The 19,450-nt window shown below is 59.7% G+C and carries 13 protein-coding genes; 5 read left to right on the top strand and 8 right to left on the bottom strand.

Going from position 1 to position 19,450, the window contains the following annotated elements; genetic code table 11:
* Positions 1 to 143 precede the first annotated feature (143 nt).
* The 3 genes from B5G03_RS13910 to rhaD are packed head-to-tail and all read left to right on the top strand — an operon-like array spanning position 144 to position 3,907.
* A complete protein-coding gene (locus B5G03_RS13910; RefSeq protein WP_087182283.1) occupies positions 144 to 1,613 on the top strand; it encodes a rhamnulokinase in 1,470 nt (489 codons plus the stop codon).
* Positions 1,610 to 3,034, top strand: a complete 1,425-nt coding sequence (locus B5G03_RS13905; protein ID WP_242962470.1) for an arabinose isomerase — start codon at positions 1,610 to 1,612, stop codon at positions 3,032 to 3,034. The genes B5G03_RS13910 and B5G03_RS13905 overlap by 4 nt, the downstream gene beginning before the upstream one ends.
* A gap of 45 nt (positions 3,035 to 3,079) precedes the next feature.
* Positions 3,080 to 3,907, top strand: a complete 828-nt coding sequence (gene rhaD, locus B5G03_RS13900; RefSeq protein WP_087182282.1) for a rhamnulose-1-phosphate aldolase — start codon at positions 3,080 to 3,082, stop codon at positions 3,905 to 3,907.
* Positions 3,908 to 4,151: 244 nt separating this feature from the next.
* On the opposite strand, the gene B5G03_RS13895 is transcribed toward rhaD, so the two are convergent.
* The 8 genes from B5G03_RS13895 to B5G03_RS13860 all read right to left on the bottom strand — a co-directional run bounded on the left by B5G03_RS13895 (position 4,152) and on the right by B5G03_RS13860 (position 16,332).
* Entirely contained in the window at positions 4,152 to 7,151 is a 3,000-nt protein-coding gene (locus B5G03_RS13895) for a glycoside hydrolase family 2 TIM barrel-domain containing protein (protein ID WP_087182281.1), read from the bottom strand.
* A 95-nt stretch (positions 7,152 to 7,246) separates the two neighbouring features.
* On the bottom strand, positions 7,247 to 9,031 hold the full coding sequence (locus B5G03_RS13890) for an L-fucose isomerase (RefSeq protein ID WP_087182280.1): 1,785 nt from the start codon (positions 9,029 to 9,031) through the stop codon (positions 7,247 to 7,249).
* A gap of 15 nt (positions 9,032 to 9,046) precedes the next feature.
* Positions 9,047 to 10,477, bottom strand: a complete 1,431-nt coding sequence (locus B5G03_RS13885) for a rhamnulokinase (protein WP_087182279.1) — start codon at positions 10,475 to 10,477, stop codon at positions 9,047 to 9,049.
* Positions 10,478 to 10,495: 18 nt separating this feature from the next.
* Complete coding sequence (locus tag B5G03_RS13880) at positions 10,496 to 11,185, bottom strand: class II aldolase/adducin family protein (RefSeq protein WP_087182278.1); 690 nt, start codon at positions 11,183 to 11,185, stop codon at positions 10,496 to 10,498.
* A gap of 38 nt (positions 11,186 to 11,223) precedes the next feature.
* Positions 11,224 to 12,681, bottom strand: coding sequence for a sulfatase family protein (locus B5G03_RS13875; protein ID WP_087182277.1), 1,458 nt, complete (start codon positions 12,679 to 12,681; stop codon positions 11,224 to 11,226).
* 112 nt (positions 12,682 to 12,793) lie between these two features.
* Positions 12,794 to 14,338 carry an ABC transporter substrate-binding protein gene (locus B5G03_RS13870; protein ID WP_242962469.1) on the bottom strand — a complete coding sequence of 515 codons (1,545 nt, stop codon included), beginning with the start codon at positions 14,336 to 14,338 and terminating at the stop codon, positions 12,794 to 12,796.
* A gap of 83 nt (positions 14,339 to 14,421) precedes the next feature.
* Complete coding sequence (locus tag B5G03_RS13865) at positions 14,422 to 15,354, bottom strand: carbohydrate ABC transporter permease (protein WP_242962467.1); 933 nt, start codon at positions 15,352 to 15,354, stop codon at positions 14,422 to 14,424.
* Positions 15,355 to 15,378: 24 nt separating this feature from the next.
* Positions 15,379 to 16,332, bottom strand: a complete 954-nt coding sequence (locus B5G03_RS13860) for an ABC transporter permease (RefSeq protein ID WP_087182276.1) — start codon at positions 16,330 to 16,332, stop codon at positions 15,379 to 15,381.
* Positions 16,333 to 16,585: 253 nt separating this feature from the next.
* On the opposite strand from B5G03_RS13860, the gene B5G03_RS13855 reads away from it, so the two are divergent.
* Positions 16,586 to 17,662 (top strand): response regulator transcription factor, encoded by a 1,077-nt coding sequence (locus tag B5G03_RS13855; RefSeq protein WP_087182275.1) that lies wholly within the window; start codon positions 16,586 to 16,588, stop codon positions 17,660 to 17,662.
* Entirely contained in the window at positions 17,659 to 19,446 is a 1,788-nt protein-coding gene (locus B5G03_RS13850) for a sensor histidine kinase (protein WP_162613419.1), read from the top strand. The genes B5G03_RS13855 and B5G03_RS13850 overlap by 4 nt, the downstream gene beginning before the upstream one ends.
* Positions 19,447 to 19,450: the final 4 nt, after the last annotated feature.

The raw sequence follows: 19,450 nt of genomic DNA, 5'->3' as shown, positions 1-19,450 counted from the left end.
GCGGTCCCTCCTCTTTTTCTTTAGCATAGCACAATCGGTCGAAAGCTGCAAATAAGGTCCCTGTTTTATTCAAAAGCGGTCCTTTTTTCCTTCTGGTGGAGCGAATAGAATAAAAGCAAAGAAACACAGAAAGGAGACTTTCCATGGGACCCTATTATCTGGCCATCGATATCGGCGCATCCAGCGGCCGCCACATTCTGGGACATGTGGAAAACGGGCGGATGCTCCTGGAGGAGATTCACCGCTTTGAAAACCGCCAGGTCCGCTGTAACGGTCACGACTGCTGGGATGTTCAGCACCTTTGGCAGGGCATTCTGGACGGCCTGAAGGTCTGCAAGACGCTGGGCAAAATCCCCGCTTCCGTGGGCATCGACACCTGGGCGGTGGATTTTGTGCTGCTGGGCGAAAGCGGCGATCGTATCAGCGACGCGGTCGCTTATCGGGACAACCGCACCGACGGTATGGACCGCTTGGTGGAGGCAAAGATCCCCGCCGGAGAGCTGTATGCCCACACCGGAATCCAGAAGCAGAACTTCAACACCATCTATCAGCTTGTGGCCCTGCAGCAGGAGCATCCCGAGCAGCTGCAGGCCGCGCAGAGTCTGCTGATGATCCCCGACTACTTCAACTACCTGCTGACCGGTGTACAAAAGCAGGAGTACACCAATGCCACCAGCACCGGCCTGGTCAATGCCGCCTCAAAGGAATGGGATCGTGAGCTGCTGGAGCGGCTCGGTCTGCCCGGTCATCTGTTCCGCGCACTTTCCATGCCGGGCGAAACGGTGGGCCCGCTGCGGCCGGATATTGCCGAGGCTGTCGGCTTCCAGACCACCGTGGTGCTTCCTGCCACCCACGACACCGGCTCCGCATTCCTGGCAGTGCCCGCCGAGGATGACAATGCGGTTTACCTGTCCAGCGGCACCTGGAGCCTGCTCGGCGTGGAAAACCCCGAGCCCATCACCAATGAGGCCAGCCGCCTGCAGAACTTCACCAACGAAGGCGGCGCCTGGTATCGGTACCGCTACCTGAAAAACATCATGGGTCTGTGGATGATCCAGTCCATCCGCCGGGAGCTGAACGGCGTGGACTATGTGGAGGGCAAGACCAGGGCCGAGTGGACGCTGGACGTTGCCGCCGGGGAGCGCCAGTGGACCTTCCCTGACCTGATTGCCAGCGCAGAGGGCGCGGCGGATTTCGCCAGCATCGTGGATGCCAACGACGACGCCTTCCTGGCACCGGACAGCATGATCGCCGCCGTGCAGAAGGCCTGCGAGCGCAGCGGTCAGCCGGTTCCCGCCACCGTGGGCCAGCTGATGCAGTGCGTCTACCGCAGCCTGACGCTGTGCTACAAAAACGCCATTGCCGGACTTTCCCGTCTGACCGGAAAGGAATACACCACCATCCACATCGTGGGCGGCGGCTGCCAGGACAATTACCTGAATCGCATGACCGCTGCTGTAACCGGTCTGCCGGTGTGGGCCGGTCCCGTGGAGGGCACCGCCATCGGCAACCTGGTCATTCAGATAATCCGCGGCGGTGACTTCGCCGATCTGGCCGCGGCCCGCAGTTGCATCCGTGAAAGTTTCGATATCAAGGAGGTTCTTCCCCAATGAGCATGTTAGTGGAAACCAAAGCCCGCGTTGGCGTGTTCGCCATCGCCCTGGGTGCTTATCTGCCCCAGTTCCCCAGCCTGGTGCCCGAGTTCCAGGCCCAGTATGAGCAGTTCAAAACCATGATTCCCGACACGGTGGAGCTGGTGGACGGCGGCATCGTCACCACCAAGGAGCTGAGCCAGGAGGCCGGTGACAAGTTCCGCGCTGCCGATGTGGATCTGGTAATTCTGCAGCTGCTGACCTATGCCACCTCCTACAACATGCTGCCCGCCGTGCGGGATCTGGATGTGCCTGTGGTGCTGGTGAACGTGCAGAAGCTGCGCGCTCCCGACTACGAGAACACCGACACCGCCAAATGGCTGGGCGAGCTGTACGCCTGCGGCGCTGTGGGCGAGATGGTTGCCGACCTAGAGCGCACCGGCAAGCGCCATGCGGTCATCACCGGCGTTGTGGAGGGCGGCGACCCGGTTGTTGAGGCTGAAATCAACGACTGGTGCAAGGCTGCCCAGGTGCGCCGCCGCTTCCGGGATACCAACCTGGCCCAGATCGGCCGTCCCTACCCCGGCATGATGGACCTGTACATCGACGAGACCAATCTCTACCACCGGATGTGGCTGTACACCAAACAGTTCGACTGGGAGAAGATGTGGGCCATTGCCGACAACATCACCGACGAGGCCGCCATCCGCGCCAAGGCCGAGGAGATTCTGGACACCTTCGACATTGAGGGCGGCGGCACCGTGGAAAAGGTCTGGGAGATGGCCCGCTACGTGGTGGCCTTCGAGCAGTGGGTCAAGGACGAGAAGATCGCCTTCATCGCCTCCCACTACGATGGCTTTGCTCAGGGCAAGGCTGGCGTGCTGGACTCCATGCTGATCCCCGCCTTCTCCATGCTCATCAAGCAGGGCGTTGCCTGCGCTGTTGAGGGCGACATCAAGGTCTCCATGGCCATGTCCATCCTGAAAACCATTTCCGGCCAGGGCCAGCTGTCCGAGATGTATTCCATCGACTTCGACGAGGACATCTGCATCATCGGCCATTCCGGCTCCGGCGACGCGGACATCTCCGCCAAGAAGCCCACCATGAAGATCGTTCCTGTCTTCCACGGCAAGACCGGCGGCGGCTACCTGACCCAGTTCTACCCCCATCTGGGCCCCGTGACCTACCTGGGCATCACCCAGGACAAGGACGGCCACTTCAAGTTCGTTGTGGCTGAGGGCGTGAACGAGGAAGGCCCCATCTTCACCTTCGGCGACACCAACATGCGCACCCGCTTTGCCTGCGGCGCCCGCGAGTTCGTGAACCGCTGGAGCGAGGCCGGCCCCACCCATCACATGGCCGCCGCCTCCGGCCGCCACATTGACACCATCCTGAAGGTTGCCGAGATCTTCAATGTGTCTGTGGACGTCATCACCCGTTGAGTCATCCCGCAAAAGCGGTGTTAAGAAAAGAAAGGAAGAGTTCAAATGGAGATTTATGAGATCAGCTGTGTAAAAGGCTTCATCCGTATGTGCAACGACGGCTGGCTGCAGGGCTGGCACGAGCGCAACGGCGGCAACCTGACCTACCGCATGACCGAGGAGGACGTGGCCGCCTGCCGTCCCTTCTTTGACGAGACTCCCCGCGAGTGGGTGAACATGGGTGTTCAGGCCGAGAACCTGGCCGGTGAATACTTTATCACCACCGGTTCCGGCAAATACTTCCGGAACGTGGAGCCCGATCCCATCCACAGCATCGGCATCGTGGAGATCAACGAAACCGGCGACAGCTGGCGCATCGTTTGGGGTCTGGCCGAGGGTGCCAAGCCCACCAGTGAGTTCCCCAGCCATTTCATGAACCACAGCGTGCGCAAGGCTGCTACCGATGGCGCCAACCGTGTCATCTACCACTGCCATGCCACCAACGTGATCGCTCTGACCTACATCCTGCCCCTGACCGACCGGGATTTCAGCCGTGCTCTGTGGCAGTCCGCCACTGAGTGCCCCGTGGTCTTCCCCGAGGGCGTGGGCGTCTGCCCCTGGATGGTTCCCGGCGGTGCTGACATTGCCATGGCCACCAGCGAGAAGATGAAAAGCTACCAGGCCGCCGTTTGGGCACAGCACGGCCTGTTCGCCTCCGGCCCGGACTACGACACCACCTTCGGCCTGGCTCACACCATCGAGAAGAGTGCCGAGATCTATGTGAAGGTGCTGTCCATGGGCGGCGGTCTGATTCGTCAGACCATCGAGGACGATAACCTGCGCGCCATCGCCCGGGACTTCGGCGTGAAGCTGAACGAGGATTTCCTCAGCTGAGCCTTACTCCCGCAGGAATGAGCGCTGGTTTTCCCGGTCGCAGAATCCGCCCGCAGGCAATGCTCTGCCCCTCAGGCACTGCCTGTGCCGTTCTGCGGCCAGGTGATTTTCACTCAATCAAAGGCATACTCCATAATCCTACCATTTTCTTTATAACGAGGCCGCCCTCCGGATCATTCACCGGAGGGCGGCTTTATATTATATTGTATTATAATAGGCCAGAAAAAGAGTCGTCGCCGGTTCTTTATTCCGTAGTTACAGCTGCGAACCCGAAGAACAGCTGCATGCGAAATTCGGTTTCCTTCAGGGCATATTCGTCGGCCAGCACCGGCCCGCAGCTGTTGGAGCCGATGCCGCTGTTCTTGTAGTCCAGGCACAGCTCCACTTCATCACTCTTTTTCAGTTCAAAGTTATGGGCGGTGGAGGTCAGCAGCTCCTGTGGATAATGGGACGCCCGGAAGCTGAAGGGCTGATCCCCGGCAGCCCACAGAGCCGCATCGGCGCAGCGCAGCCGCATCTGCTCACAGCCCACATGGCTGCCGTGCTCCTGGGGCTTGATGGTGTCCACATATTCGTCGCTGACTGTGCCCGCAAAATGGCCGAACCAGCAGGCATTCTTTTTGTCCAGATAGCTTTCCTGCGGGCCGTAGCCGGTGTAGTCCAGCTGTTCAAAACCGGCGGGCAGCATCATGCGCACGCCGAACCGAGGCAGGAAGGGGAACACTTCATCCCGCTTGCCTTCCAGCTTCAAGGCAATGGTTCCGTCGGCGCCAATTCGCCAAACAGCGGTGCAGCGCAGGAAGGGCTGCCGGATGGAGGCTGCAAACACCAGCTCGCAGCGGATGGCCGTCCCCTCTTCCGCAAGAACCTGGCAGTCGGCCACCCGCACCTGGGCGCGGTCATAGCCAGCCTGCTCCCAGACCCGGCGGATTTTTCGGTCGTTATCGGTGGGGGCGCGCCACACATTGAAGCCCATTGGTCCGGCCAGCCGCTCAGCTCCATTCCACACAAGGCTCTTGAAGCAGCCGGTGAAGCGGTCCAGCACATAGGCAAAGTTTTCGCCGCTTACCCGAATCTCCTCGTCGTCCTCCTCCACAGCCAGCGCGGCAGGCTGCAAGCGAAGCTCCTGCTTCTCGGACTGACGCAGGGTGAGCTGATCGAAGCCCAGCTCATCGCCAGCCTTCACGAAATCCCCATCGGTGCGGGCCAGATACACCAGCCGCAGATCCACCCGGCCGGGCTGCTGAGGCAGCCCACAGGGCAGAGGCATGCAGGCGGTCTGACGGGCGGAGATGGCGGGCAGTTCTCCTCTGCCCTGTTCCACCACTACGCCGTCCAGCTGCAGCTCCCAGCGATATTCCGCCAGCTGGCTCACATCGGCAAAATCCAGGGTACTGCGCAGCTGAATCTCGCCGTCGTTCAGATAGGCGCGCACCGGCCGCCAGACGTTTTTCAGCTCTTTTAAGCCGGTATGGGGAATCCGATCCGGCGAGACCAGGCCGTCTACGCAGAAGTTGATGTCGTGGGGGAATTCGCCGCTGTCGCCGCCATAGAGGAATTTACGGCGGCCATCTGCCGTGACGCCGCCGTCCACCGCATGGTCACACCATTCCCACACGAAGCCGCCCAGCACGCCGGGCTCTTCCAGGAACAGCTTCTCATAGTCTTCCAGATCGCCGGGGCCGTTGCCCATGGCATGGCAGTATTCCACCAGCAGGAAGGGCTTGGTGTTGGCGGAGTTTGCCAGCCACTGGCGCACAAAGGCGGGTTCATTGTACATCCGGCTGTAAAGGTCGAACATGCTGGTGTCGTTGATATGACCGCCGGTCTGGTGCCAGGAGCCCTCGTAATGCATCAGGCGGGTGGGGTCATAGTCCCGGCCCCAGATGCCTGCCTTCTCGAATCCGGGTCCGTGGCCGGACTCGTTGCCCAGCGACCAGATGATCACCGCCGGGCTGTTTTTATCCCGGATGATGCAGCGCTGTACCCGGTCCAGAATCAGCGGCTCGAACTCCTTCCACTGAGCGATCAGTCCAAAGGTGGTCTCGTCGCCGCCGCCGAACAGCTCCGTTACGCCATGGCACTCGATGTCCGCTTCGTCGATCATGTAAAAGCCGTAGCGGTCGCACATCTGTACGAACCAGGGCGCATTGGGGTAATGGCTGCTGCGGATGGCGTTCACGTTATGCTGCTTCATCAGAGCCAGATCCTTGAGGGCCTGCTCGTAACTGATGGTAAAGCCGGTCACCGGGTCGGAATCGTGCCGGTTTACGCCTTTCAGCCGCAGCGGCTTGCCGTTCAGCAGCACCTGGCGGCCCTTTGTGGTAATGTCCCGCACGCCCACCGGCTGGCAGATGACCTCCTCTTCGGTGCGCAACAGCAGCTGGTAGAGCTCCGGCGTTTCGGCCGTCCAGAAGTGGGGCTCCTCCAGATGGATGGTGAACTCGGTGGCTGCTTCACCCCGGCAGACAAGGCTGCCCTGCGGGTCATACAGCTCCCACTCCAGCTCCCCTTCGCCGCCGTTCCATTCCACGCCCACCTGGATTACCGCACGGGTGTAATTCTCCCGGCCCCAGGTGCGCACGCCGAAGTCCCGGATATGCTGCCGGGGACGCACCAGCAGGTACACATCCCGGAAGATGCCGGACATGCGGAACTTATCCTGACATTCCAGATAGGTACCCACACTCCATTTCATTACCAGCACCGCCAGCAGGTTTTCACCCTCCACCAGATAGGGGGTCACATCAAACTCACTGGTGGAGTGACTCACCTGGCTGTAGCCGACCCGGTGGCCGTTTACCCATACATAGAAAAAGCTGTCCACACCTTCAAAATTCAGATAGACCTGCTGGCTGAGCATGGCGGCATCCACCGTGAAATGGGTGCGGTAAGCCCCGCAGGGATTTTGATGGGGCACAAAGGGAGGGTCAAACGGGATGGGGTAGCGCACATTGCTGTACTGATTCTGATCCAAGCCTTGCGTCTGCCAGCAGGAAGGCACCGGCATCGGCGGGTAGCCGCTGGCGTCGAACTCCGGCTGGCAGAACTCCTCCGGTACGGCGCTGATTTTATCATAAAGCTGCATCTGCCAGGTTCCGTTCAGCAAAACGAAGCGCTCCGAACTCTCTCGCATCGCTTGTACCGGGTCCTGACCAGGTGCAAAGGGGATGTAGTACGCCCGGTTGGGCATGACGCCTTCATGAGGGCGGGCCCAATCTTCAAATTCATGGCGGTGTTTCATAGGATTCCTCCTGTTTTTATTCGGTGCAGCCGCACCGGCACAAGGAGCCGGGGCAAAGTCTGCCCCGGCTTTTGTTTTACTATTATGTATGTATATCAGCGGTACAGCGGGCCATAGTGCTTGCAGGCGGCGAAGTCCGCAGCCTCGGTATCCTGTGTGCCAAAGGCGGCCCAGGAATGAGGCCGGTAGACCTTCTCTTCCGGCAGGTTGTGCAGCGCCACGGGGATGCGCAGCATGGAGGCCAGGGTGATCAGATCCGCGCCCACATGGCCGTAAACGGTCACGCCGTGGTTTGCACCCCAGTTGGCCATCACACTGTACACATCGGTGAACGCGCCCTTGCCGGTGAGGCGGGGCACGAACCAGGTGGTGGGCCAGGTGCGGTCGGTGCGCAGGTCGATGGGGGTGTGCACATCGTCCGGCAGGTTGGCGGTCCAGCCTTCGGCCAGTTGCAGCACAGGGCCCACGCCCTCCACGATGTTTACGCGCAGCAGGGTGACAGGCATCTCGGCGGCACAGCGGAAGTGGCTGGAGAATCCGCCGCCCCGGAAGTATTCATAGTTGGCACGGCACCAGTCGGTGGCTTTGAGGCAGGCGGTCATGTCCTGCTCGGTCATCTGCCAGAAGGGCTTCATCACAGGCTCGCCCTTTTCGTTGGTGGCAGCGCCGGAGCCGTCCAGCGCGGTGGCGCCGGAATTGATCAGGTGGATGAAGCCGTCCTTGGCCACGCCTTCGGGCTTATGGCCAGTGACACGCTCGCAGGCCTCCGGACTCCAGTAGGTGCGCACGTCATGGAAGCAGGGGGCGGTGCCGGTGACCAGAGTGCCCAGCATCATGGCCACGCCGTTCAGGGTGTCATTCTCGGTGGCAAAGGGGGTGGGCTGCTTAGGGCCGTTCCAGTCGAAGGTGGAGGCCATGATCGCCTCGGAGAAGTCCGCATTGGGCAGCCAGTCGGTCCAGTTGCGCTGGCCCTGGAAGCCGCCTGCAACCGCATTCTTGCCTAACGCTTCCTCGTGCCAGCCCATCTCGGCCAGCTTGGGGTTGCCGTACAGGATGTCCCGCATGACCATGGTCATCTTGGTCACGAACTCCCAGTCCTTGTCGGCGGGAACCACCTTGGACTTGGTGATGACCTCAGGCAGATTCTTGCCCGCGTTGCAGTCAAAGCCTTCCTTGCAGTTAGCCTTCACCCAGGCCAGCGCCCGGTCGTATTCCTCGTGGTCGTAGATCTCCAGGGTGATGCGGCGGATGATCTCGGTCATGTCCACCCACTCGGCCCGGATACCCAGATACTTCTGGAACATGGAAGCGTCGCAGTAGCTGCCGGCGATGCCCATGGCCACACCGCCCAGGTTCACATAGGCCTTGTTCTTCATCCAGCCCACGGCCACCGCGCAGCGGGCAAACCGCAGGATCTTTTCGGCCACATCGGCGGGGACGGTGGTATCCGTGGCGTCCTGCACATCATGACCATAGATGGAGAAGGCAGGCAGGCCCTTCTGGGCATGAGCGGCCAGCACCGCGGCCAGGTACACCGCGCCGGGGCGCTCGGTGCCGTTGAAGCCCCAGACCGCCTTGATGGTGCGGGGGTCCATATCAAAGGTCTCGCTGCCGTAGCACCAGCAGGGGGTCACGGTGAGGGTTGCCACCACGTTTTCGGTGGTGAATTTGTCGGCGCAGGCGGCCGCTTCGGCACCGCCGCCGATGGTGGAGTCCGCGATCACGCACTGGACGGGGGTACCGTCCGGGTAACGCAGGTTTTCTTCGATCAGAGCCTTGGCATTCTTGGCCATGGTCATGGTCTGAACTTCCAGGCTTTCCCGCACGCCGCCCCAGCGGCCGTCGATGGTGGGACGAATACCGATTTTCGGATAAAGCATATCTTATTCCTCCGTTCAGGATTCTTTCAAAATGGTTTTGTAGCGTTCAAAGGCGCTTTTCCAGAGCGCCGTATCCTCCGGCTGATACCGCTGCACCGGCTCGGTGCGGGCAATGAGGGCCCGGCCCTCATCCAGATTCTTCAGTTCGCCCAGAGCCACAAGCTGGATGAGAATATTGCCCAGCGCAGTGGCTTCTATGGGCCCGGTAATCACCGGCAGGCCGATGCTGTTGGCCGTCATCTGGCAGAGAAGCTCTGCCTGTGCTCCGCCGCCCATGATGTGCAGAGCGGTGAAGGTCTGGCCGGTGGAACGGCTCAGCTGCTCCAGTGCGAAGCGGTACTTGAGAGCAAGGCTCTGGTACACGCAGCACATCACCTGCCCCACCGTCTCCGGCACCAGCTGACCGGTGCGGCGGCAGAACTCCCTCACCCGGGCGGGGATATCGCCGGGCGGGGTAAATTCGGGCGCGTCCGGGTCGATAAAGCTTTGCAGCGGCTCGGCTTCCAGGGCCATCTGAGCCAGCTGGGCAAAGGAGTAGTCCATTCCCTCCCGCTGCCACTGACGGCGGCTTTCCTGAATGAGCCACAGGCCGATGATGTTTTTCAGATAATTGACCTTGCCGTTGGCTCCCCGCTCGTTGGAGAGGGCCAGCTCCCGGCTTTGCTCGGTGAGCACCGGCTCGTCCAGCTCGCAGCCGATCAGGCTCCAGGTGCCGCAGGAGAGGAAGGCCGCGCCGGGCCGCGGGTCAGGCATAGCCGCCACCGCGCACTGGGTATCGTGCCCGGCCACCGCGATGACCTTGGCGCCCTTGTACTCTCCCACCACGCTGCCGCTGGGCACCAGCGGAGCCAGCAGCTGCTCGGGGATATTGAATGCCTCCAGCACCGGCTTGCTCCAGCCGCCGCTCTTGGCATCCAGCATCTGACTTGTGGAGGCGATGGTAGTCTCGCAGACTTCGCTCCCGCACAGGGCGTGGGCGAACAGGTCCGGCATAAAGAGCAGCCGCTTTGCCTGTTTCAGCAGCTCCGGCTGCTCTTTTTGCAGCGCCAGCAGTTGGAACAGGGTGTTGATGGCCATGATCTGGCTGCCGGTGGCCCCGTAGAGCTCCGCCTGCGGCATGATTTTCTCGGCCTGCTCCACCATACCTGTGGTGCGACCGTCCCGGTAATGGACCGGGTCGCCCAGCAGCTTGCCGTTTTCGTCCAGCAGGCCGAAGTCCACGCCCCAGGTGTCGAAGCCGATGCTGTCGAACTCGCCTGCCTTTTCAATGCCCTTGTACACGTTTTCCATCAGGTCGGCAAAATCCCAGCGGAAATGGCCGTCCGCCTGTCGGGGGCGGTTTTCAAAGCGGTGCACTTCCCGATAGGTCAGTGTTCCATCGCTGTATTGCGCCAGAATGGCCCTCCCGCTGGATGCGCCGAAATCAAAGGCCAGAACTCGTTTCATGGGCGTTTCCTTTCCCGGTCAGCGCAGGCCGTTGTCGAATTTCTTGTAGCCGGGGTGACGGCCAGTGACCTGATAGAAGCCGCGCAGGTCGATCAGCTTCTGGATGTTCTCCCGGCTGATGTCGATGCTGCCGCCCAGAATCACCGCGTTGATGGTGATCTTGGCCCACAGCTCCAGGCTTTCCATCCGGTAGAAGGCGGTGATGATGTCGCTGCCCACGGCCAATGCGCCATGGTTTTCCAGAAGCATCACGTCATGCTCTTCCAGATAGGGCTCGATGGCGTCCGGCACCTCGGTGGTGCTGGGGGTGCCGTAAGGGGTCAGGGGTACGCTGCCGATCACCGCCACGTCCTCAATCATGTTGTACATGTCCATCGCCTTGTGGGCCACGGCAAAACCGGTGGCGCCGGGAGGATGGGCATGGATCACGCTCCAGATATCCGGGCGCTTTTCGTAGCAGCGCAGATGCATCTTGATCTCGCTGGAGGGGCGCAGACCCTCGGCGCCTTCCAGCACCTCGCCCTTCGCATTGATGCGGATGAGCTTTTCCGGAGTGATGAAGCTCTTGCTCATGCCGGTGGGGGTGCACAGGAAGGTGCCATCCTCCAGACGGGCGGACACGTTGCCGTCGTTGGCGGCAACCCAGCCCAGCTGCCACATCTTGTGGCAAACGTCGCAAATCTGTTCTTTCAAAGCCTGCAATTCCATTGTTTTTGCCTCGTTTCTTCCTTATATAAACAGGATGGTTATTTCTGATATTTGGGGCTGTTCTCATAAACCGGCTTACCCTCAGAGTAAATACCCGGGCGGCGCATCTGGCCGAAACCGGTCACCGCTTCCCTGCTGCCGTCCATGGCCGGGTCCGCATAGGTGTAGTACCAGTTCTGCAGCTGGCTCAGCAGCTGCTCCCGGATGGGGGCGTATTCCGGTTTCTCCACCAGGTTTTCCTTCTCGCCCGGGTCTGTGGTCAGGTGATACAGCTCGTGGGGGCCATAGGGATAGCGATGGATGTACTTCCATTCCTGATTGCGGATCATCCGGCTGTTGCCGTACTCGTCCAGGATCACCACATGGTTGTCGGTGTCCTCACCCTGTACCAACACATTGGCAAAGCTGTGGCCTGGCAGATCCTCCGGCAGCTGTGCGCCCAGATCCAGCAGTTCGTTCAGGGTCTGGATGATATCGTAATGACTGCACATGCTGGGGGTCACCCGGTCGGCCAGGATGTGGCCCGGCCAGCGTGCAATGAACGGCACCTTCACCGCGGTATCGAACAGGTTGAACGGGAAGGTACCGTTGCCCTTGCCCCAGATGCCGTGATGACCCATGTTCATGCCGTTGTCGGCGGTAAAGATCACCAGAGTGTCCTCCGCGATGCCCAGCTGCTCCAATTTGTCCAGCAAACGGCCCACACCGGCATCCATGGCGCTCACTGCCGCATAATAGCCCCGCAGCAGCCGCTTGCGCTCCTCGCCGGTGCCGCCGGGAGCGGTGGGAATTTGATTCGGATGAAGGGGTTCATCCGGCGTTGCGGTGAATTCACAGTTCCGATACAGATCGATATACTCCGCCGGGTGCTGATCCTCGTCCCAGGGATCGTGGGGGGCGGTGTAATGCACGCTCACATAGAAGGGGTTTTCCTGCCCGGCGAAGGCGTCCAGGTAATCCAGCGCGTGCTCGGTGATCAGGTCGGTGATGTAGCGGCTTTCAAAATGCAGCTTGCCGTCCTCGATCACGTCCGCCTGATTGTACAGGCAGCCGCCCCGGCCGATGGTGTACCAATGGGAGAAGCCGTTCTGAGGCTGCATGCTGTCGCCCAGATGCCACTTGCCCGCCAGTGCACAGGTGTAACCGTTCTGCGCCAGCAGATCCGGATAGGTGGTGAGCCCCTGCAGATACTGGATGGGCACATCCTCACTGGCAAAATAGGGATGATCCGCATGTTCCCCCAGGGCTTTTTTGTCCAGGCTGCCACTGCGAATCCAGTCGTGCACACCATGCTGGGAAGGAATACGTCCGGTGAGGATGGAAGCGCGGGCCGGGCTGCACACCGGGGAGGCGCAGAAGAAGTTGTCGAACCGGGTGCCCTGGGCGGCAAGCCGGTCCAGATTGGGGGTCTGGATGTCCGCATTGCCTGCGCAGTGCATGGCCCAGGCGCCCTGGTCGTCGGTGAGAATAAACAGAAGATTGGGTCTCTTTTTCATGAAATTCTGCCTCATTTCAAAAAGAAGCCGGCAGCCCCCGCCTCGGGGCTGCCGGCCTTTTCTCTGCGTGCGCTGGCTCGGCTGTGCCTCGCCAGCCCGGATGCAAACATGTTTATTTTGCGGACTTGAAGGTGGTCAGCTGGTTCTCGACCTCTTTCATCAGATCGTCCACACCGTTGGCCTGCATGGCCTCCAGGAACTTGGGAATGTACTCAGCAGGGTCCACGGAACCGGTCTCCAGCGAGGGGGTGTACTCGGAGATCACGTTGGTGAGGGCCGCAACCTGAGTTTCCACAGGAACCGCGTCAAAGGTGAAGCCGTTGTTGGAAGAGATCACAGCGGAGTCGTTGTACTCCTGGAACAGCTGCTCGATGTTATCGGGGTAGCTGATATCCCACTTCTGGTTGAAGGGAGTGCCGAACTGCCAGCCGTAGGTGTAGTCGTAGCCGTTTTCGGTCAGGGTGCCGCCCATAGTCTTGTCCACCTGCTTGTCGCCCACTGCGGTGTAGTGCTCGCCCTCGATGCCGTGGCGGATCAGGGTGCCCACGTATTCATCGGTGTTCAGCAGGTTGATGAACTCCAGAGCCTTGTCGGGATGCTCACTGGCGGAAGAGATGGCCAGCAGGCCGCCCATGGCGCTGCGGGTCTCGAACAGGGGGTCCATCAGGGCAACGAAGCCAACGCCGTGGCCGCTGGAAGCGCTCATGGACTCGGAGGTGCCGGGAGCGTACTGGATGAAGTAGGAGAACAGTGCGCCGTTGTTGAAGTCGTTGTCGCGGTTGGCGATGTCGCTGTCATAGTTCACGGGGTCGCCGCCCAGGTAGCCGGCCTTGTTCCAGCCGCGAACGGTCTGGCAGTAGTTCATATACTCTTCGCTGGCGTACTGGTTGAATACGGTCTTGCTGGCCACGTCCTGGAAGTTGCCGAACTCAGGCACAGCAGCAGCGGCAGGCAGCTTGGGGTTACCGGTCAGAGACTCATAGGGAGCAGCCATGGGCCATGCGTTGGTCAGGCCGGAAACGCCCACCACGTTCTTGCCTTCGGCCTTGGACTTCTCAGCCACGACCTCCAGCACCTTGGTGTAATCCTCCAGGGTTTTGACGGTGCTCATGTCAATGCCATAGGCTTCTGCCATATCGCTGTTGTACACAATACCGCCCTGCCAGCCCATCTCCTTATAGGAGGGCACACCGTAAATGGAACCGTTTACCTTGACCGCGTCCCAAACCGCCTGGGGAATGAAGTCGTAGGTCTCCTTAGCGTACTGGGGCAGCAGCTCGGTAATGTCCATAAAGGCATCCTTACCGGTAAACTGCAGGTAGTCGGTGGTCCAGTTGGAGGTGAAGCAGATGTCGAAGTACTCGCCTGCATTGATCAGGTTGGGCATCTTCTCCTTGTAGTCCGGGTTGGCGATGACCTTGTAGTCGATCTCCACGCCGATCTTCTCACGGGTGTACTCGTTCAGCTTGGCAATCACCTTTTCGGTATCCGCCGCAACAGGGTTGATGGACATGTACCAGGTCAGGGTGGTCACGTCGTCGCCGCCGGAAGCCGCGCTGCCGGAAGCGGAGCCCGCGCCGCCGCAGCCGGTCAGAAGGCCGGCAGTCATGGCTGCGGTCATGGCCAGCGCCGCAGCGCGCTTGGAGATGTTCTTCATAATGTTCCTCCTTGAAAATTGATTCTATCAACGCATTTTCCTGCTTGGAAAACGCGGTCGTTCCATATTTTATTGCGATACGGTCAGCCCTTTACGCCGCCCACGGTCAGGCCCTTTACGAAATACTTCTGGAAGAAGGGGTAGGCCAGCAGGATGGGCAGCACCACCAGAACGGTGAGTGCCATGCGGCCGCTGTCGGTGGGAGCATTGGCCGCCATTTCGGCGTATTCCAGTGCATTGGCCGAGGACTGCTTCATGAATTCCAGGCTGTTCTGCATGCTCCACAGCAAAGTCTGCACCGGGTACTTTTTCTGGTCCACGATGTACAGCATGCCGAGGAACCAGTCGTTCCAGTAGGCGATGGTGGTGAACATGCCGATGGTGGCAAGGCCGGGCTTGGACAGGGGCAGCACGATGCTGAAGAAGGTTTTGAATTCGCCTGCACCGTCGATGCGGGCGGCTTCGATGATCTCCAGCGGAATGCTCTTATAGAAGGTGCGGAGCACGATCACATAAAAGGCATTCAGCGACATGGGAAGGATCAGTGCCCACACACTGTCGCCCAGGCCCAGCATCTGGGTGTTCACCATGTAGGTGGCCACGATGCCGCCGTTGAACAGCATGGTGAAGAGCATGAGCAGGGTGAACAGCCGGTTGTAGGCGTAGTCGCTGCGGCTGAGCACATAGGCGAACATGGCGGTGATGGCCAGGCTGAACAGGGTGCCCACCACGGTCACAAAGATGGTGATGCCGTAGGAGCGGATCAGCTGATCGCCCAGTTTAAAGAAGAAGCGGTAGGCATCCAGACTCCATTCGCTGGGGAAAAAGCTGTAGCCATTTTGGAAGATACTTTGTTCGCTGCTGAAGGACACAATGACCACCAGTGCCAGAGGCAGCACGCAGGCCAGAGACCAGAGCAGAAACACCAGGTTCAGCACTGCATTTGTCTTTTTGGAGATGCGGTTGATGGACAGATCGTCGCTCGGCATCTCCGGTACTTTTTTAAAGAGTTTCATCGGTTGATTTCCTCCCTTAGACCATTAGAACAGGGCGCTGTCCGGCTCGATTCGGCGCACCACCAGGTTGGCGCCCACCACCATCACAAAGCCCACAATGGACTGGTACAGGCTTGCAGCTGCCGCCATGCCCACGTTGCCGGTTTCCTTCAGGGCCCGGTATACGTAGGTGTCGATGACCTGAGTTGCCGGGTACAGGGGGCCGGAGTTGCGGGGCAGCTGGAAGAACAAACCGAAGTCCGCGTAAAAGATGCGGCCGATGGCCAGGATGGTAAGTACGATCATCATGGGCTTCAGGCAGGGCAGCGTGATTCGCTTGATCTGCTGCCATTTGGTCGCGCCGTCGATGATGGCTGCCTCGTAGTAGTCGTTGGAGATACCGGTCAGACTGCTGATGTACATGACCGTGGAGTAGCCGATGGTCTTCCAGATCTGGAAGAAGGTGAGGATGAAGGGCCATTTGCCCGGCTCGGAGTACCAGTCCACGCCCTGGAAGCCGAAGTAGGCCAGAAGGTGGTTAAACAGGCCATCGTCCACGCTGAACAGCGAGAAAGCCATGAAGGAAACAACCACCCAGGACAGGAAGTACGGCGCCATGAAGATGGTCTGGTAAATCTTGGCCCGCCGCTTGCGAAGCAGCTCGCTGAGGCCGATCGCCATGGCCACCGCCAGGATCAGGTCCATCAGGATGAACAGCACGTTGTAGCAGATGGTGTTGCGGGTGATGACCCAGGCATCGGAGGTCTGGAACAGGAACTGGAAGTTATTCAGCCCCACCCAGTCGCTGCCGAAGATGCCCTTGCGAACACTGAATCGCTTGAAGGCCAGCAGCAGGCCGGACATGGGCAGATACCGGAACAGGAACATCACGATCAGCGCAGGCAGCGCCATCAGCGTGAGCGGAAGATTCTTTTTGAAGGTTTTTAAAAAGCCAGCCTTGTTGTACGCTCCGCCCGCGTACTTTGCCGATTGTTTCATTGCATTTCCTCCTTACAGCGCGGTGGCCGTTTTTCCGTCTGCCTTAATTATAAACGCCCCTCTGTTCGCCAACAACGATACTAATTTTAAGTGGGGTGCACTTTTTTTAGGCACAGCTGCTTCCACAAGAAAAGTTCTCTTTCTCTCATATTTTTTTGCAACATCTACAACCACGCAGGCAAAAAGTGTGCTATACTGGAGAACAGTTCTTTTGTATTCGTTCCCCTTTTTATCTGAAAGGAGCACCTGTTTTATGAAGATCATTCTTGTGGACGATGACCGCATGGCCCTGGACGGAATTTCCCGCATGCTGCACTGGGACCGGTTCGGCGGCCAGCTCATGGGCTGTGCCACCAGCGGCGACGAGGCGGTGGCCCTGCTTGAGGAGCATCACCCGGATGTGGTCATTTCCGATATCCGCATGCCCGGTATGGACGGCCTTGATCTTGCCCGATACTTATACGAGCATTGTCCGAACACCCGCATGATCCTGATCAGCGGCCACGGCGAATTTGAATACGCTCAGCGAGCTTTGCAATATCAGGTGACGGATTATATTCTGAAGCCCATCACCCGGGCAAAGCTGAACAGCCTGGAGGAACGGCTGGCGGCGATCAACGCCGAACTCACAGCAGACGTTCCGCCCTGGTATGCCTGCGACGAAGCCCTGCGCACCCAAGTGAGCCAGGCGCTCCACAAAGGCGATATGGCAGCCATGGGCGAATTGCTCATCAGCAACGATGTGTTCCGCTCCCTCTCCGACCGGCGGGACGTGCTGGGCATCCAGCTGCTGAATTACCTCTTCTTATATCAGGAGGAGCTGGGCAAGGACCGGGCCAGCCTGGATGCCATGCGCCAGAAGGCCATGGAAGAATACTGGAAGCTCACCACCCAGCAGGAGCGTCTGGCCTACCTGGCCGCTCAGTATTACGATTTGATGGAATACGCGGAAAACCGCAAGAGCGAATATGCAAACCCCATCGTCTCCTATTGCCTGCAGGCCATTCAGGACAACTACTCCGATTCCAACTTCAATATCTCCAATCTGGCGGATACGCTGCACCTTTCCCTGTCTTATCTGAGCACGGTTTTCAAGAATGCTACCGGCCAGAACATCAGCAACTATCTTTCCGCCAAGCGGCTGGAGCAGGCCCAGGTGCTTTTGCGGGACGCCTCCATCCCCATCAAGGACGTGTGCTTCTCCTCCGGCTATGATGACCCCCGCTATTTTGCCAAGTTCTTTAAAAAGCACACCGGCATGACTCCCAGCGAGTTCCGCAACCTGTATGCCGGATGCCCGAGCGCTGCCAGCGGGGAGGCTGCGCCATGAGCATCAAAAAACGGACCTTTCTCATTATCTGCTGCATCATCTCGGCCATTCTGCTCACCCTGAACGGCGCAACCTATCTGCTGTTCCGGTGTTCCATTTCCCGTCAGCTGATCGCTTCCCAGGAGGCGGTGATCGAAGCAAACGTGCGTCTGAGTGGCATCTTCACCCAGGCAGTGGATCAGCTGGTCTACCAATATACCAGCGACCAGCAGCTGGGCGAGCTGCTCAGCCGGAAGATCGGCCAGGATGAATTGCAGGACCTGAACACCAAATTCAATCTGAACAGCCGCCTTTCCTATCAACTGAATGCCGTAGCACTTTTGCTGAACAACGGCTTCAAGACCGAGCTGTTTGTGAATCCGGAGCTGGAGGTCAGTCAGCTGTTCCTGCCCTCCAGCACCATTCCCAACGTGAGCCGGGTATTCAGCGGCGCCACCGTTGCCAATGAGGATTGGTATCAGGCGGCTCTGAGCCGCCGCAGCGGGCAGCACATCTTTCTGAGCGAGGATCAGACCCGGCTGTGCTTTGCCTGCCGGCTGCAAAGCAGCACCTTTACCGGTGCGCACCTGCAAAATGGCGTGGGGGTGCTGCGGGGCAGCCTGCCGGTGACCCAGCTGCCCCATCTGCTCTCGCTGGTTCCGGTGACCCAAAACAGCGGTTTTCTGCTGCTGAACGACCAGGGAACTCAGGTATACCGAAGCCCCAATCTGAGCGATCTGGCCATTACTGAAACCCTGCTGATCCCCAACTCGGTCAGCTCCCTGCTGGAGATCGAGGGCGAGCGGTATCTCTGCACTTCGCAGGAGCTGCAATGGGGATTGCAGCTGGTCTTCCTGACCCCCTATCAGGACATCATCACCCAGGTAAGGGCCATGATGTCGCCCTACCTTTTGTGTTCCATCGCCTTTGTGGTGCTGGGCATTCTGCTGTCGCTGGTGCTGTCGGCCAGCATCTCGCGCCCCGTGGTACAGCTCACCAAAAAAATCGAAGCCATTCACGACCCCCGTGGTGTACAGTGGGATGCTTCTTCCATCCGCGGCCCGCGGGAGATTCAGCAGCTGAGCCGCAGCTTCGGCAGTCTGATCGACCGTGTCAACACGCTGATTCAGGAACTCACTGCCAAGGAAAACATGCGCCGGGAAAGCGAGCTGCGGGCCCTGCAGGCCCAGATCAACCCCCACTTCATGCTCAATGCCATGAACGCGGTGAACTACATGGCGCTGGAGCGGGAAGAGGACGACATTGCCGCCACCGTGGATTCCATCGCCAGTCTGATGCGTTACAGCATCACCGAACCGGACCGGATGGTGACCATCGCCACCGAGCTGGACAACATTCGGGAATACATCGCGGTGTATGTGCTCCGCTTTGGGCAGGACATCCGGCTGGAGATCCTGCCCGGTCTGCCGCCCTCTCAGGTGGTCATTCCCAAATTCACCCTGCAGCCGCTGGTGGAGAACTCCATCCGCCACGGCATCACCCGGCAGGAGCCGGGCATCACCATCCGAATCAGCGCCCGGGAGGAAAACGGCATGCATATCATCGAAGTCACCGACACCGGCTGCGGCGCGGATGCAGAACTTTTGAACGCCTATCTGGACTATCAGGACGTACCGCTGAAGGTGACCCACGGTTTCGGCATCCGCAATGTGAACGAACGACTGATGCTGCGGTTCGGCGATCAGGGCGGTTTGAAATACTTCAATTACGACGGGCAGCGGCTGCTGGCCCGGATCACTCTGCCCAAGAATCCCGATTCTCCGCCCTCCTGCTTTGCAGAATGAGCTC

Source organism: Gemmiger sp. An50 (assembly GCF_002161595.1).
GTDB lineage: Bacteria > Bacillota > Clostridia > Oscillospirales > Ruminococcaceae > Allofournierella.
Note: the sequence above shows the minus strand (reverse complement) of the source record. Positions and strands in the feature narration are given on the sequence as shown.

Excerpts from the sequence above, each read along its gene's own strand:
- B5G03_RS13910 (WP_087182283.1), top strand. The coding sequence starts at position 144 with ATGGGACCCTATTATCTGGCCATCGATATCGGCGCATCCAGCGGCCGC.
- B5G03_RS13905 (WP_242962470.1), top strand. The coding sequence starts at position 1,610 with ATGAGCATGTTAGTGGAAACCAAAGCCCGCGTTGGCGTGTTCGCCATC.
- rhaD (WP_087182282.1), top strand. The coding sequence starts at position 3,080 with ATGGAGATTTATGAGATCAGCTGTGTAAAAGGCTTCATCCGTATGTGC.
- B5G03_RS13895 (WP_087182281.1), bottom strand. The coding sequence starts at position 7,151 with ATGAAACACCGCCATGAATTTGAAGATTGGGCCCGCCCTCATGAAGGC.
- B5G03_RS13890 (WP_087182280.1), bottom strand. The coding sequence starts at position 9,031 with ATGCTTTATCCGAAAATCGGTATTCGTCCCACCATCGACGGCCGCTGG.
- B5G03_RS13885 (WP_087182279.1), bottom strand. The coding sequence starts at position 10,477 with ATGAAACGAGTTCTGGCCTTTGATTTCGGCGCATCCAGCGGGAGGGCC.
- B5G03_RS13880 (WP_087182278.1), bottom strand. The coding sequence starts at position 11,185 with ATGGAATTGCAGGCTTTGAAAGAACAGATTTGCGACGTTTGCCACAAG.
- B5G03_RS13875 (WP_087182277.1), bottom strand. The coding sequence starts at position 12,681 with ATGAAAAAGAGACCCAATCTTCTGTTTATTCTCACCGACGACCAGGGC.
- B5G03_RS13870 (WP_242962469.1), bottom strand. The coding sequence starts at position 14,338 with ATGAAGAACATCTCCAAGCGCGCTGCGGCGCTGGCCATGACCGCAGCC.
- B5G03_RS13865 (WP_242962467.1), bottom strand. The coding sequence starts at position 15,354 with ATGAAACTCTTTAAAAAAGTACCGGAGATGCCGAGCGACGATCTGTCC.
- B5G03_RS13860 (WP_087182276.1), bottom strand. The coding sequence starts at position 16,332 with ATGAAACAATCGGCAAAGTACGCGGGCGGAGCGTACAACAAGGCTGGC.
- B5G03_RS13855 (WP_087182275.1), top strand. The coding sequence starts at position 16,586 with ATGAAGATCATTCTTGTGGACGATGACCGCATGGCCCTGGACGGAATT.
- B5G03_RS13850 (WP_162613419.1), top strand. The coding sequence starts at position 17,659 with ATGAGCATCAAAAAACGGACCTTTCTCATTATCTGCTGCATCATCTCG.